This is a genomic window from Streptococcus sp. CCUG 71758 (assembly GCF_011714815.1).
Lineage (GTDB): Bacteria > Bacillota > Bacilli > Lactobacillales > Streptococcaceae > Streptococcus > Streptococcus halitosis.
Map to the genome: position 1 here is coordinate 64,884 of NZ_RXXO01000005.1, position 13,975 is coordinate 78,858.

At 40.8% G+C, this 13,975-nt stretch carries 14 protein-coding genes and 2 pseudogenes; 3 read left to right on the forward strand and 13 right to left on the reverse strand.

Annotated features, from left to right (window positions below; translation table 11 throughout):
- Positions 1-202 precede the first annotated feature (202 nt).
- From EKB01_RS08330 to EKB01_RS08390, 13 genes are all read right to left on the reverse strand, one after another.
- Positions 203-430 (reverse strand): 16S rRNA processing protein RimM, encoded by a 228-nt coding sequence (locus EKB01_RS08330; protein ID WP_109290281.1) that lies wholly within the window; start codon positions 428-430, stop codon positions 203-205.
- Positions 431-502: 72 nt separating this feature from the next.
- Positions 503-718 carry a hypothetical protein gene (locus EKB01_RS08335; protein WP_109290248.1) on the reverse strand — a complete coding sequence of 72 codons (216 nt, stop codon included), beginning with the start codon at positions 716-718 and terminating at the stop codon, positions 503-505.
- Positions 719-798: 80 nt separating this feature from the next.
- The gene (locus EKB01_RS08340) at positions 799-981 is read right to left on the reverse strand and encodes a 4-hydroxy-3-methylbut-2-enyl diphosphate reductase (protein WP_109290247.1); all 183 of its coding nucleotides are present in this window, start codon (positions 979-981) and stop codon (positions 799-801) included.
- A gap of 756 nt (positions 982-1,737) precedes the next feature.
- Positions 1,738-2,349, reverse strand: coding sequence for a 30S ribosomal protein S4 (gene rpsD / locus EKB01_RS08345; RefSeq protein WP_000092756.1), 612 nt, complete (start codon positions 2,347-2,349; stop codon positions 1,738-1,740).
- A gap of 202 nt (positions 2,350-2,551) precedes the next feature.
- Positions 2,552-3,586, reverse strand: coding sequence for a HAMP domain-containing sensor histidine kinase (locus EKB01_RS08350; protein ID WP_042768210.1), 1,035 nt, complete (start codon positions 3,584-3,586; stop codon positions 2,552-2,554).
- Positions 3,583-4,281: a response regulator transcription factor gene (locus EKB01_RS08355; protein ID WP_084868583.1), complete on the reverse strand. Its 699-nt coding sequence runs from the start codon at positions 4,279-4,281 to the stop codon at positions 3,583-3,585. Before EKB01_RS08355 ends, EKB01_RS08350 begins: the two co-directional genes overlap by 4 nt.
- Positions 4,282-4,361: 80 nt before the next feature.
- Positions 4,362-6,896 carry a fibronectin-binding SSURE repeat-containing protein gene (locus tag EKB01_RS08360; protein ID WP_167266562.1) on the reverse strand — a complete coding sequence of 845 codons (2,535 nt, stop codon included), beginning with the start codon at positions 6,894-6,896 and terminating at the stop codon, positions 4,362-4,364.
- 154 nt (positions 6,897-7,050) lie between these two features.
- Positions 7,051-7,716: a TrkA family potassium uptake protein gene (locus EKB01_RS08365; protein ID WP_001283891.1), complete on the reverse strand. Its 666-nt coding sequence runs from the start codon at positions 7,714-7,716 to the stop codon at positions 7,051-7,053.
- A 13-nt stretch (positions 7,717-7,729) separates the two neighbouring features.
- A complete protein-coding gene (locus EKB01_RS08370; RefSeq protein WP_033583597.1) occupies positions 7,730-9,109 on the reverse strand; it encodes a potassium transporter TrkG in 1,380 nt (459 codons plus the stop codon).
- 33 nt (positions 9,110-9,142) lie between these two features.
- Positions 9,143-9,907 (reverse strand): nucleoside phosphorylase, encoded by a 765-nt coding sequence (locus EKB01_RS08375; RefSeq protein WP_033583595.1) that lies wholly within the window; start codon positions 9,905-9,907, stop codon positions 9,143-9,145.
- 272 nt (positions 9,908-10,179) lie between these two features.
- Complete coding sequence (locus EKB01_RS08380; protein WP_049530157.1) at positions 10,180-10,803, reverse strand: TetR/AcrR family transcriptional regulator; 624 nt, start codon at positions 10,801-10,803, stop codon at positions 10,180-10,182.
- Between the two features lie 39 nt (positions 10,804-10,842).
- Positions 10,843-11,925 carry an ABC transporter permease gene (locus EKB01_RS08385; protein WP_033583591.1) on the reverse strand — a complete coding sequence of 361 codons (1,083 nt, stop codon included), beginning with the start codon at positions 11,923-11,925 and terminating at the stop codon, positions 10,843-10,845.
- A 1-nt stretch (position 11,926) separates the two neighbouring features.
- Positions 11,927-12,643 carry an ABC transporter ATP-binding protein gene (locus EKB01_RS08390; RefSeq protein WP_000854375.1) on the reverse strand — a complete coding sequence of 239 codons (717 nt, stop codon included), beginning with the start codon at positions 12,641-12,643 and terminating at the stop codon, positions 11,927-11,929.
- Between the two features lie 221 nt (positions 12,644-12,864).
- Between EKB01_RS08390 and EKB01_RS09390 the strand changes: the two are divergent.
- The 3 genes and pseudogenes from EKB01_RS09390 to EKB01_RS08405 all read left to right on the forward strand — a co-directional run.
- Positions 12,865-13,008, forward strand: a pseudogene (locus EKB01_RS09390) (low temperature requirement protein A); the annotation flags it as partial.
- Positions 13,009-13,089: 81 nt separating this feature from the next.
- Positions 13,090-13,332: pseudogene (locus EKB01_RS08400) on the forward strand (TetR/AcrR family transcriptional regulator); the annotation flags it as partial.
- 107 nt (positions 13,333-13,439) lie between these two features.
- Positions 13,440-13,679 carry a hypothetical protein gene (locus EKB01_RS08405; protein ID WP_243830660.1) on the forward strand — a complete coding sequence of 80 codons (240 nt, stop codon included), beginning with the start codon at positions 13,440-13,442 and terminating at the stop codon, positions 13,677-13,679.
- Positions 13,680-13,975 lie beyond the last annotated feature (296 nt).

Sequence of the window (13,975 nt, forward strand, 5' to 3'; positions counted from 1 at the left end):
CGTTAAACGTAAAAGAAAAATCCCCAAAATTATCAATCTACCCACTGACTGCATGCTTAAACATGTCTAATACTTTTGACTATATTTCATTACCCAAACCCTCCTAATAAGAGCATTGTAGCATATTAAACTGCGTTTTAAAAGTTTAACAGATAAAATCTAATTTTGGGGTGCGATTCATTCATCAAGCGTGATTTTTATTTTAATAATACTGCACTACAATTCCATCCATGATTTCTATTAAAGTGTTATCGCCAATTTTTAAAGAAATCAGATCAATGAATGACGATACCTGATATTCTTTATCTCCAATCACCACTCTAATGTCATGAAAAGAATTAGGAAAAATCCCACATACTTGACCATTATAATCAAAAGAGGCGTCCCAACCATTGTCATATAAGGCTTGTAAATCATCTAATATCGCCATATAAACTAAATCCTTTTCCATAGTATTTTCTTTCAAATAAGGCAGATAAAAGCACCTAGATTGTTCTAAGTCCTATGAGATGGTTTTAATCGAGACAATCTCACTCTCAAAGAGAGAAATTTCAGTATCTTCATCTGGACTAGGATTGTCAATGAGGATAGTGATTTCATCTTGCTCATCATTGTCCATTTCGTCAACAAAGTCTATGACACGTCTCTTGATTATCTTGTCGCAATTAGTGACTACCTGAACTCTTGATCGTAGGCACCTCCAAAGCTGTTTACTCATTTATTTTCCTCTCTTCGTCGCTAGTTTCTCGATAGTTCTTATACTTTTTATAGTTAGTCGATAAAATCGCCTAGGTTGAACTAAGCCCTAACAATTTTGATTTCCTTGATAATATCTTCAGGATATGAGCAATCACCTATGACTAATTCGTCAGGACCATCTAAATCATAAGCGTCAAACCAATCAACCACCCAGCCCTTGATGGAAGTCCCATCTTCTAAAATAAGGCAAACATTTTTATCAACATATTCCCATAGTTTCATTGAGTTCCTTCTCTCTAACAGCGGAACAATATGACCCAATATTAGTTATTTACTAATGGCTTTTAGTTCCTGTTAAAAGCATTATAGCACACCTTGCTTGCTAAAGTACTACAGATACTCCATTAGAATAACTTACTACTTTGTTTTCTTGTAAACATATTGTATACTTAAATAAAGGAACTGGTTTGGCTCCCAATGATCTATTCTAGGTTGGTGCCTAAGTCAGTTCCTTTTGTCATCCCGACTATCATCAAAGGGTGGGCTTTAAATATTCTTGCGTCAATTAGTTTTTTAGTCTATAATTAAATTAACGGATAGAGGTTTTCCATCTCCCCTTGAAACAGTTCATTCTGCAGTAGGAGGTGGGACACCTCTATTTTTTATAATCGCTAACCTCCGATTATACTTGTACTAGAAATTTTTTTGAGTTATAATTAGCTTAAGGTAAAGGTGGTCTAACGCCCATGAAACAGCTTACTGTGGAGGCGGTGGGTCACCTTTATTTGATTTCAAAATCAAGAAGATGTATAATTAAGTCAAGAAAGAAGCATGGTTTTCCCGCCCAAAAGCTCTATAGCTGTGGGAGAGTCATGCTTCTTTTTTTCCTCTAAAAAGAGAACACAAAAAAAGCCGTCTCATTCTTTGAAACGGCTATGAAATCAATCTAGCAAATATCTAAGCAAACCCAGAAATCAACGTTTTAAGACAAAGCAAAAAGCCCACTGTTGTAGGCTTTCTGTAAGATATTTCTTAAAATTAAAGCATTTTGTTGTAGAATTCAACGACAAGTGCTTCGTTGATTTCTGGGTTGATTTCGTCGCGTTCTGGCAAGCGTGTCAATGAACCTTCCAATTTTTCAGCGTCGAATGATACGAATGCTGGACGTCCAAGAGTAGCTTCTACTGCTTCAAGGATTGCTGGAACTTTCAATGATTTTTCACGAACTGAGATCACTTGACCTGGAGTTACGCGGTATGATGGGATATCAACGCGTTTTCCGTCAACAAGGATGTGACCGTGGTTTACGAATTGACGAGCTTGACGACGAGTAGTCGCAAGACCAAGACGGTAAACAACGTTATCCAAACGACGTTCCAAAAGAAGCATGAAGTTGAAACCTAGGATTCCGCCTTTGATTTTTGTAGCTTGTACGAACAAGTTACGGAATTGTTTTTCACCTACACCGTAAGTGAAACGAAGTTTTTGTTTTTCAGCCAATTGCAAACCGTATTCTGACAATTTAGAACGGTTGTTTGGTCCGTGTTGTCCTGGTACGTAGTTACGACGTGCCAATTCTTTACCTGTACCTGTAAGTGAAAGGCCAAGGCGACGAGCTTGTTTCCAAGATGGTCCTGTATAACGTGACATATGTATGTCCTCCTGATATAAATAATATTTCGGTGGAAATAGTCACTTAGAAAGCCCTGATTCGTGCAGATGCCCTTCGCCTAAACAGCCAAGGTTACTTGTCATAAGACACCTGTTGACGAGCTTCATGCTTTCCTGCTGCTATTTCACACAAAGGCTATTGTACCATGAAAAGCTAGATTTGTAAAGGGATTTTACGCCTTTATTTCAAATTGAGGCTGAATGTAAACTTGCTTCCTAAGCCATACTGACTTTCTGCTGTGATTTCGCCACCAAGCTGATGAGCTAATTCTCTTGCAATCGCAAGTCCTAATCCATGTCCACCTGTCTTCATATTGCGCGAAGTTTCTACACGATAAAGTCGTTTGAAGATCTTTTCCAAATCTTCAGGAAGGATCCCCTGACCCTCGTCTTTCACACTGATTGTCAATTCTTGTTCTGTTAATTGGGCAAGAACCTCGATTCTGGTTCCTGGTTCTGAATATTTAAAGGCATTGTTTAACAAATTGACCAGAATGCGAGAGAGTTTGTCAGAATGGCTCTTGATTTTCGCCGACTCAGGTGATACTTGAATGTAAACATCCCGCTCCTCTTGTTCAATCTGGAGTTGAAATTCACTCATTGACTCAATCAGCAATTGATCTAAAAAGACCTCTTCGACTTCTTCATCAGCAGTATCTTGAGGTTGTGTATTGAGAGTCAAAACATCCAACTCCTCCACTAGCTTGTTTAGACGCTCAGTTTGTCGACCAATCGTGGTTAAGTAGTGGAGCCGCTCCTCTTCCTTGATCACTCCATCTAGAATTCCCTCCACAGTAACCTGAATGGAGGTAATGGGAGTTTTAATATCGTGAGAGAGCTGCGCAATCATCATTCTCTTTTCTTGCTCGCTCTCATCAAGTGATTGAAAGGTAGCCTGCAAATTGTGGGACATGTCATTAAAAGCCTGGCCCAGCTCTTGAAATTCTAATGGTCCCTTGGTTTCAATTTCTGTGCTGAAATCCTTGCTTGCTATATCCTGAGCTTGTTTTTTCAAATGTTTCAGAGAAGAGAACACAGGCGACAAAAGAAAGATGCTCACTGCAGCGCCAATGAAACTAGCAATCAAGGTCATTCCAACTAGAAAGTAAACTTCACTTTTCTCAATCAACATTCGTTGGACTGCCCAGAAAACGACCAAAATCGTTAGTAGAGTCGACACTAGATACCCCACTAAAATATAGTTTTTTAATTTCATTTTCTACCTCTTGGTCTTTCCATCTTATAGCCCAAACCCCAGACAGTTTTGATAGCAGGAGCATTTGAATTTGTATACTTGGTCAACTCTTGCCTCAAAGCATGGATATGAACATTGAGTGTATTGGTATCATCCACATAGTCCTCTTGCCATACCTTCTCGTAAAGTTCCGTCTTTGAAAAGACTCTCTCAGGATTGCTGGCTAATACCCATAGAAGTTCAAAGGATTTCACGGTCAATTCCAAAGGTTGATCCCCAATGCGAACCTCATGAGTCACATGGTTGATTACCAAGTCACCAAACTCGATCTGTTCTGTCTCTCTTCCACGGCTAAGACGACGCAAGATATTATTTACTCTTAAAACCAATTCGCGTGGGCTAAAGGGTTTGACTATAAAATCATCTGCCCCCAAACTTAATCCATAAATCTTATCCTGTTCGCTTGTCTTAGCAGTTGTAAAGAGGAAGGGTTGATCCGGAGCGATATACTGAACTTCACTGATAAAATCATAACCATCCATATTGGGCATCATGATATCTGTAATAATGAGGTCGATAGATTTTTTTCTGAAAAGTTCTAATCCCTCCTTACCATCATGGGCGACCAAAACATCGTAACCTGCCTGTATAAGATAGCGGTTTTGAATATCTAGAATATCTATCTCATCATCAACCAGCAAAATTGTCTTTTTCATCCGACACTCCTTCGATAAAAACAGTGTTATACTTGCTTTAGTATAACACTATTTTCCCTAATGTTTAAGTGATTTGAATCTTAATCTTCTCGTTTGGTTGTCAAACCCAAAAGTCCAACAAGACCTGCCAAGGCTAGACCAAAGATACCAAGGCCAGCTGTAGCCGTTTTAGCTTCCCCAGTATTTGGTAGCATCGCTTTATCATCTTTTTTCATCATATTAGCCATTGGGCTAGAAGCTGGTTGATCTACTTTCATATCTGACATATGGTGATCTGTACCCATCATACCCTCAGTCGTGCCTGTAGAGCCTGTTTCAGAAGGCTTCGTATTCATCTGATCTGGTTGAGATGGTGTTGTCGCCATTTCTTTTCCACGAAGTCGAATCGTTACTTGACGAGTAGCAATCAGATTGGTCAAATCAGGTTTGCCATCTTTAGAACCATAGACCTTAACAGTAGCTTGGTAAGTGTGAGTGCCATTGGCACGAAGTTGATCTAGAAGGGCTTGTCCTTCTTTGCCTGTCGTGTTGCCATTCAAATCCACTTCGTAGAAATATTGGCCTTTAGCCAAGCCTTCAAGTGGCAATAGCGCTGGGTTCTTAGCTGTTCCGTTGTCTGACCATGGGGCTTTGTCTGATGCTTTTAACAAGAGGCGAGTCAACATACCATCTCCACCAAAAGCTTCGTATGGAATAACTTGGTTGACACCGGCCAAGAAAGGTCCAGGAACCTTAGCCTTATCAAGGTAGCTAGCTGGAACATCAATCATGTCTTTGATATTGTTAACAACAGACTTTTTAACCTGATTTGGTGTGGTCAAGCCATTCAAATTAACAGTCAAATCTTTAGTCGCTACCAGATTAGTTAAGTCAGGCTTGCCATCTTTCGCACCGTACACCTTGATGGTAGCTTTATAGCTTTGCGTACCATTTTGTTTCAAGAGGTCAAGCAACTCTTTATCTGATTTTCCTTGGGTGCCTGCCAAGTCTACTTCGTAGAAGTAAAGGCCTTTGCCCAATTTCTCTACTGGTGGGAGAGCAGGATTTTTAGCTGAACCGTTGTCTGACCATGGGGCTTTATCTGAGGCTTTTAACAAGAGGCGAGTCAACATACCATCTCCACCAAAAGCTTCGTATGGAATGACTTGGTTGACACCAGCTGTAAATGGACCTGGGAAATTAGCTCTATCCAAGTAAGAAGCTGGGACATCTACTGTATCTTTGGTGTTGTCGGCCACACCTTTTTGCACTTCAGCTGGTGTGGTCAAGCCATTCAAATTAACAGTCAAATCTTTAGTCGCTACCAGATTAGTTAAGTCAGGCTTGCCGTCTTTTGCACCGTACACCTTGATAGTAGCTTTATAGCTTTGTGTACCATTTTGTTTCAAGAGATCAAGCAACTCTTTATCTGATTTTCCTTGGGTGCCTGCCAAGTCTACTTCGTAGAAGTAAAGACCTTTGCCCAATTTCTCTACTGGTGGGAGAGCAGAATTTTTAGCTGATCCGTTGTCTGACCATGGGGCCTTATCAGAGGCTTTCAAGATAAGGCGAGTCAACATGCCGTCACCAGCGAAGAATTCATATGGAATAACTTGGTTGACACCAGCTGTAAATGGTCCTGGGAAATTAGCTCTATCCAAGTAAGTAGCTGGGACGTCTACTGTGTCTTTAGTATTGTCGGCTACGCCTTTTTGGACTTCAGCTGGGGTAGTCAAGCCATTCAAATTGACAGTCAAATCTTTAGTCGCTACAAGATTAGTCAAGTCAGGTTTGCCGTCTTTTGCACCGTACACTTTAATTGTAGCTTTATAGCTTTGAGTGCCATTTTGTTTCAACAAGTCTAACAAATCTTTATCAGATTTACCTTGAGTACCTGCCAAATCTACTTCGTAGAAGTAGAGGCCTTTGCCCAATTTTTCTACTGGTGGAAGGGCAGGATTTTTAGCTGAACCGTTGTCTGACCATGGAGCCTTATCAGATGCTTTCAAGATAAGGCGAGTCAACATACCATCTCCACCAAAAGCTTCGTATGGAATGACTTGGTTGACACCAGCTGTAAATGGACCTGGGAAATTGGCTCTATCCAAGTAAGAAGCTGGGACATCTACTGTATCTTTGGTGTTGTCGGCCACACCTTTTTGCACTTCAGCTGGGGTGGTCGCTGCTTGCGCTTCACTGGCTTCACGGTCTTGTCCAGAAACTGTAGACTCAGGACTTTCCACAGGTTTAACTGCATCTTCTGTTTGTTTCTTAGAGTCAGGTTGTGCTTGCACTTCTTCTTTTGGTGCTACTACCGGCTCTTTAGCAGTTGCGTCCGCTTTTTCTGAAGAGCTTGTCGTATCCACACTTGCTTTAGGTGTTGGAATAGACCGTTCTGAAGGAAGAGCTACATCGACTGCTTTTTTGAGAACCTCTGCTGGTAAGTCGCTCTTTTCACTCACCGAAGTTGCGTCTGGCACGACTTGGGCAGGAGTTGGATTGACGACATCAGCACGCGCAGAACTTGGTTGACCAACTAGGACAAAGAAGCCACTGGCTACAACAACTGAAGCAACACCGACACTGAGACGGCGAATAGACCAACGAGTATATCTCTGATTTGGATTGAATTTCATAGGATTCTCCTTAGAGCTTTTTATTTGATGGCTCTAGTATAATCTCCTAAAATTAAAAAGGATTAAGAAAAAGTTAAAATTTTTCTTAAATCCCTCTTATAAAATACTTATATTGATTCATTAATCATTGAGGAAGAAAACAACCCTTCCTCTCCTACTCACTAAGCTCTGTTAGAGTATCCAAATGTTGGTTATTAATCACCGCCATGATATAGGCGCCTGACCGTAAAAGGTCATCGGGACCGAATTGAACATCTAGAGGAGAATTTTCATAGTCACGAAATCCAAGTACATTGAGATTGTATCGCCCACGTAAATCTAGCTGGCTAAGGCTTTTCCCCCCCCAAGATTGGGGGATTCTCATCTCGACAATTGAAACATTCTTGTCCAACTGAAAGACATCTACGCTGTTATGAAAGAGAATTCTCTGCGCTAACGAACGTCCCATTTCAAATTCCGGTGAGATGACCGAGTCCGCACCAATTTTCTCCAGTACCTTTTTGGCCATGTGACTTTTTACCTTGGCAATGACGGTCGGCACCCCTAGACTTTTACAGTGCATGACTGCAAGAACACTGGATTCTAGATTTTCCCCCGTTGCGACAACCACGGTATCGCAGGTGTCAATTCCAGCTGATAGAAGGAGTTCTTCATCCGTGATATCTCCAACAACCCCACGCGCCAGCACGGGTTCAAATTGATTAATGCGCTCCTCGTGGTCATCAATAGCAATGATATTCATATGATGCTTGGCAAGAGCAGCCAAAACACTACTCCCAAAAATTCCCAAACCTAAAATTCCAATTGTCCGATCTGACATCGTTTTTCCTTTCTTATCCGATAGTGATATCTGCTTTCATATAGTGAATCAAATCTTTCTTGTCTGGCTTATATTCTGCTAAGCTGACCAGTAGTGTCAAGGGGCCAATACGGCCAATAAACATCAGCAACATAACGATACTAAGGGCTAACTTACCTAACTCTGGTGTTAAATTTGCCGTTACCCCAACAGTAGCAAGTGCTGAAATGGTCTCAAACATGAGATAGATAAAGCGCGGATTTCCTTCTGCTGTTATCCCTAGTAAAATCAAGCCCAGTAAGAAAGTCAGCAAGAAGATAATAAAGACACTGAAAGATTTTTGCACGGTTCGAGGTTCAATAGTTCTCCGAGCCACATTGGCATGAGGCAAGCCCAATAGTTCACTACGAGCAAAGACCAACAAGACAAAGAAGGTCGTAATCTTGAGTCCCCCTGCTGTCCCTCCAGGTGCCCCGCCCAGAAACATCTGCAAAATGTAGATCAGTAAGGTAACTGGTCGAGCCTGGGTGTAGTCAATAGAGGCAAAACCTGCCGTTCTCATGCTGACAGTCTGAAAGAAACTGACCAGCAGTTTCTCTGGAGCGCTGAGATTTCCAATCGTCCCAGGATTACTCCACTCAATTAAGAGAGTCGATACTGTTCCAAAGAGCAAAATCCCCGCTGTTAAAAAGAGAACCAACTTGGTATGGAAACGTAGGCGCCGTTTTTTCTTTTTCCCAAACTGGGTCGCTAGGTCAAACCAGACCATAAATCCTAGCCCCCCCGTGATAATCAAACCTGCAATCACTAGATTGATCAAGGGATCCGTTTGAAAGGCTACCAAACTCGTACTTCCAAAATTATCAAATCCAGCATTACAGAAAGCGGAAACAGCCAAAAAGATAGAGGTTAACATCCCTCGACCCCAGCCAAATTCAGGAATGAAGCGGAAACTCAGGAGAAAGGCACCGAGCCCTTCTACCAGAAAAGTCGTCAAAAAGATCGAGCGGATGAAGTCCCTTAAGGACTGGGTTTCCCCATAACTAAAACTTTCTTGAATAGTCTCACGGCTACGAAGACTGAGCTTTTGTTTCCCTTGGATATAAAAGATTCCAATAAAGGTCATAAGCCCCAATCCACCGATCTGGATCAACAGCATGCAAATCAACTGGCCCCAGATATTGTAAGTAGAGGCCACCGGCTGGGTGAAGAGCCCTGTCACACAGACCATGGACACAGTCGTAAAGAGATGGTCAAAGTAGGTCGCTTGTGATGTTGCTGCTTGAACCAAGGGTAGGCTTAAAAGGAGAGAACCCAAGAAGATTACTAGGGCAAAACTTAAAAAGATGCGACGAGCTGGTGATAATCGAACTAGCGTCGTCTTTATTTTTTCAAAAAATGATTTGAATACCATAGCTACATTGTACCATAAAAACAGTAAGAGTACTCACATGTGGTGCACAATAGCAAGACAGAGTTCAAGCGCCTTATCAAAAGCTTCTGAACCCCAGTCACGACTGTCGTAGTTATCTAGATCCGCCAAGGAATCTGCAGTAAAGAGCAGTTCTCCCCAGACAACCCTACGTAACTGAGCTACTGCCGCAAGAGCAGAGCACTCCATCTCCACAACATCACAGCCTTCTTCCTTGCGATAGGCAACCTTTTCAGTCGTCTCTCGGTAAAAACCATCTGTCGTCCAGGTCATAACTTCCTCATAAGGAATGCCTCTTTGTTCCAAGACTTGCTCAATGGCAGAGATAGCCTCAATCTGTATCTCCATATAACGAGAAGATGCTACATAATGGTAGCTAGTCCCCTCATCTCGCAGAGCGCAAATAGGGATGAGAAAGGCATTCTCCTCTATATCGGCTAGGACGCCACAGGTACCAGTAGAGATGATTTGCTCCACACCATAGCCAATTAACCAATCCATAAACTGGGCCGCTGGGGCAGAGCCCACGGGCGCCTGGGCCAGACAGATCTCCTCGCCCTTGTAGTTGAGGACATAGACTGGATAAGTCTTGGTGGCCGAAACGAACTCACCAACACAGTCCGCCCCTACTTCCTTAGCATAGCGGTCAACCTCCTCCTCCAAAAACGCATAGATACACTTCTTTGGTAACTTTAAATCTAGCCCCTCATGTGTTGGCATAAGGACCGCCTGGGGATTGTCATCAAACTCTAAAATGGGAATCGCATGCTTCTGAATCATAGCTCACCTCCTCTAATTTTGTACTATTGTATCAAAAGCTGACGGAGTGTCAAGGAGTCGACTTTAGCAATCCAGAAATCTCCTCTTCTATACACTTGAGAAATCGTTGCACCGCTGGAGAAGTCGGCTTCTGTTTTGGCAAAGTGATTGAGGACTTATAAAAACATATCAAATCCAATAACAAAAAGACATGAATCTGAAATAAGCAGAACATGTCTTTTTTAGCTTGTTTGAAAGTTAAGTAAATAAACCTTAGTTCTTCTAGAACTCCCTTATTTCCACAAACCACCTAAGATTTGTTTTTCCAATAAGCCTAAGTCCTCTTCACTAATTTCGACATTGTCACCAATGATATATAGTTGAGAGAAGTAAGCTAACAATGGACCTATACAGATGCGAACCATTTGAGGAATCGTTATCTCTGGATTTACACGTGGATCTGCTAGCAATTCCTTATGAAGCACTCGAAGTTTATCTTGAATAGCATTCCAGATAAAAATCTGTTCATTTTTTAGTTTTTTATTTGAAAAACTCTCTTGTAGAATGATTTTCATCAAGGCACGATTTTTTTTGAGATAGCTCATACGATTATGGACGAGATAACGAACCCTCTCTTCTGTCGTTTCAAAAGCTAAGAGTTCCTCAAAAAAACTACCGAGAATGCCTGGGACTACAGGATGTAAAATAGCCGTCAGTAGATCATCCTTCGTCTTAAAATACTTAAACAAAGTTGCCTGGCTTAGTCCAGCACGCTCAGCTATGTGAAGAGTTGAGGTCCCATGGTAACTCCTGGTTGATATGAGATCCACTGCTGCCTGCATGATTTTTTTCTTTCCTTGAGGGTAATTCGCTTCTTCTAAGTAATCTTCAAACGATTCAAAAACAGTCTTATCCATCTAATCTTCACACCTTTTTAGCATTATTTATATTGATTTCTAAACTTTACGATAACGACGCAATCCAACAATATTAAGAATTGTTAAAATAATCAAGAAAATCATTAAAACACCAAGATTTGGCAAAATATCACCAAGATTGTGTCCGTAAAGAATAATCTGGCTTATTGCATCACCAGAATAGGTTAATGGCAAAAATTTCCCCACAGTTGGAGCCCATTCTCCCATGGATGACAATGGAATAATTCCTGAGAAAAAAAGTTGGGGCATAATCACGAGAGGAATAAATTGCATCATTTGGAATTCTGATTTTGCTAGAGTAGACAAGAGAATTCCAAAAGCTAGTGCTACAAGAGCCAGTACCACATTAACTATTATAACATTTAAAATACTTCCTACAACTTCTACATCTAGTAGCCAAATTGCTGCTAAAACGACAACTGCCGTTTGAAAAATCGCAATAATACCGTAAGACAACATATAGCCATAGACGATTTCAGATCGTTTCACTGGTGTTGCTAACAAACGTTCTAGTGTTCCACTGGTGCGTTCTTTCAAAAGCGCCATACCTGAAATCAAAAAGACAAAGAAGAAAACTACAAAACCTATCAAAACCGGAATCATACTGGTAAAGAAGCTTGTATTTTCATCTCCATACTGGTAAGACTCCTTGATTTCTGGTGTTTTTGCGTCCGAGTCCAATTGTGGAAGAGCTTGTTTAACACGAGATACTAACTGATCGGTGCCTTCACTGGCGATACTTGTCCGTAACACTTGTCGTATCATAGAGGTCTTGGAGGCATCTGTGTTTGCGTAGTCGACCTGGTACTCACCGTTTTTATAAGAAATCACAGCATCGACTTTTTCATTTGCTAGCGCTTCTTTGGCTTGATCTAAGTCTTGATAAGTCTCGACGTCCACATGATCGAGCTCATCCATTTTCGTTACCAAACCAGTTGGTAGATCTTGTGTTGCCAACTTGACATTCACGGTTGTACTAGCTGAAAACATGAGGTTCATCAACCACATGATAAAAACAGGTGCTATAAACATCAGGGCTAGAGTTCGTTTGTCACGAAGTAATTCTTTGATGACTTTTTTTGCAATCGCTATTGTTCTCATTTTACTCACCTTCTGCTTTTAAAAATACTTCTTCAATACTTGAAACTTGATAACTTTCTTTTAAGTGTTGCGGTGTATCAAAAGCAATGATTTTTCCGCCTAATAATAAGCCGACCTTATCCGTCAACTCTGCTTCATCCATAACATGGGTAGTAACTAATATCCCTACCCCATTGTCTCTAAGCGCGAATAATTCTTTCCAGATTTTCTTTCGAAGAGAAGGGTCGATTCCAACTGTCGGTTCGTCCAAAATCAAGAGTTGAGGATTTCCTAACAGCGCGATAGCAAGAGACAAACGCCGTTTCATTCCTCCAGAATAACCAGATACCGCCTTGTTTAAGTAGTCTGTCAGATCTACTACTTGAGCTATATAAGCAATTTCCGCCTTTAGGTCTTTTTTAGAAAGCCCCTTTAGCTGACCAAAAAATTCCAGATTTTCTTGGCCTGACAAGGACTCGTATAAAGCATCTGATTGGGCCATATAGCCAATATCTCCTAAAATATGGCGATTGGGCATAGTGTGATTTAACACTAAAGCTACGCCTCCATCAGCCTTTTCCATTCCTAACGTAGTCTTAATCATAGTTGATTTACCAGCACCAGACGGACCAATTAAGCCTATAATTTCTCCTGGCTGCAATTCAAAGCTGACATGATTCAGAACTATTTGATGGTCAAAAGATTTTACTAAATCTTGTAAATGTAGTAATGTTTTCATTTACTTCCTCCTTTGGTGAGTGGTTACTCACTTACTAAATATAAACCCATTATAGTGAGTGATTACTCACTTGTCAAGAGAAAGGGTTAAATTCTTTAAAAAATAGAGCACCAGACATTATTATCTGATGCTTATAATGGATAGCTATTACTTTTAGGGCTGTTTCTAAATCTCTTCTCGATACTCCGAAATGGTCTTTCCCGTCCACTTTTTAAAGGCCTATTCTTCCTCTACTTTTCTCAGCCAATCCTACCATCGTCATTGCTATCGCAACTCTAATGACCTTAGCAATGGAAATCCATTTCACGCATTTTTATATGAAACAGACTAAGAAATTTTCAAGACCTAATTGGGAGTTGTTCTAAACAGACTAAAACTCCTACACTTGTACATGAATAGATACTTTTATGGTAAAATGAGCATAAATCTTATGATATAGTATTTCTATGAAAGAAAACAAGACCGATGCCCGTGTCATCAAAACCAAACAACGAATCGAAGCTACTTTTTTAAGAATGTTAGCTGAGATGCCATTTGAAAAGCTGACCACAACTCTCCTTATAAAGGAGTGCCTCATCAGCAAAGGGACCTTTTATGCACACTACCTAGACAAGTATGACTTGGCAGAGCAACTGATTGACCGAGAATTGCAACTCTTTGAGACACTTCTGACGCAGCGTTTTGAAAACAAGCAAACAAGTCTAGAACAACTCTCTCAAATGGCGACGAAGCGCTCCCTTCTAAAGTTCACCCTGAACATTTTGTATTTGCTGGGGTGCACGGTGGACAGGAAGTGATGAAGTTGATTGGAGAGTACGGACAACCAACTTATCAAAAAATCTTTATCAGTCTAGATGCTGAAAAACCAGTCATTCCTGATGCTGATACAAAAATTTCTATGGCAGGTGATACTGCTACTCTCATGCCCGATCCAAGCCTTGATATCAAGATGTATGGTATGCATCAGTTCAAGATGAAAAAAGGTGGACTCCGCATCAAATTAGGCGTCTTTTCCCCAGAAGCAATCTCAAGCTAGATGGAGTTCGGTCACCAGGAACACCTAGCAGTTGAATTTTTTAATTCCCTCACAATCGCCTATCAAAACAAAACATTTAAGGGGAAACTACTCAACACCCTCTTAAAATTCAAGTAAACAAAAACGGGGGACTGAACAATTTAGCCTTTGAAAGCTAGGATTATAAAACCACTCGTAACATATCAATCTATCACCCATATAAAAAGATAGCCATTCTAATTGAACTGCACCCCAAAAGTTAGACAGAAAGAATCTAACTTTTGGGGTGTTTTATTATGAAATTGAGTTATGAAGAT

Coding starts and splice junctions, on each gene's coding strand:
- EKB01_RS08390 (WP_000854375.1), bottom strand. CDS start 12,643: ATGAAAACATTACTACATTTACAAGATTTAGTAAAATCTTTTGACCAT.
- EKB01_RS08380 (WP_049530157.1), bottom strand. CDS start 10,803: ATGGATAAGACTGTTTTTGAATCGTTTGAAGATTACTTAGAAGAAGCG.
- EKB01_RS08375 (WP_033583595.1), bottom strand. CDS start 9,907: ATGATTCAGAAGCATGCGATTCCCATTTTAGAGTTTGATGACAATCCC.
- EKB01_RS08370 (WP_033583597.1), bottom strand. CDS start 9,109: ATGGTATTCAAATCATTTTTTGAAAAAATAAAGACGACGCTAGTTCGA.
- EKB01_RS08335 (WP_109290248.1), bottom strand. CDS start 718: ATGAGTAAACAGCTTTGGAGGTGCCTACGATCAAGAGTTCAGGTAGTC.
- EKB01_RS08360 (WP_167266562.1), bottom strand. CDS start 6,896: ATGAAATTCAATCCAAATCAGAGATATACTCGTTGGTCTATTCGCCGT.
- EKB01_RS08340 (WP_109290247.1), bottom strand. CDS start 981: ATGAAACTATGGGAATATGTTGATAAAAATGTTTGCCTTATTTTAGAA.
- EKB01_RS08355 (WP_084868583.1), bottom strand. CDS start 4,281: ATGAAAAAGACAATTTTGCTGGTTGATGATGAGATAGATATTCTAGAT.
- EKB01_RS08385 (WP_033583591.1), bottom strand. CDS start 11,925: ATGAGAACAATAGCGATTGCAAAAAAAGTCATCAAAGAATTACTTCGT.
- EKB01_RS08365 (WP_001283891.1), bottom strand. CDS start 7,716: ATGTCAGATCGGACAATTGGAATTTTAGGTTTGGGAATTTTTGGGAGT.
- EKB01_RS08350 (WP_042768210.1), bottom strand. CDS start 3,586: ATGAAATTAAAAAACTATATTTTAGTGGGGTATCTAGTGTCGACTCTA.
- EKB01_RS08330 (WP_109290281.1), bottom strand. CDS start 430: ATGGCGATATTAGATGATTTACAAGCCTTATATGACAATGGTTGGGAC.
- rpsD (WP_000092756.1), bottom strand. CDS start 2,349: ATGTCACGTTATACAGGACCATCTTGGAAACAAGCTCGTCGCCTTGGC.
- EKB01_RS08405 (WP_243830660.1), top strand. CDS start 13,440: ATGAAGTTGATTGGAGAGTACGGACAACCAACTTATCAAAAAATCTTT.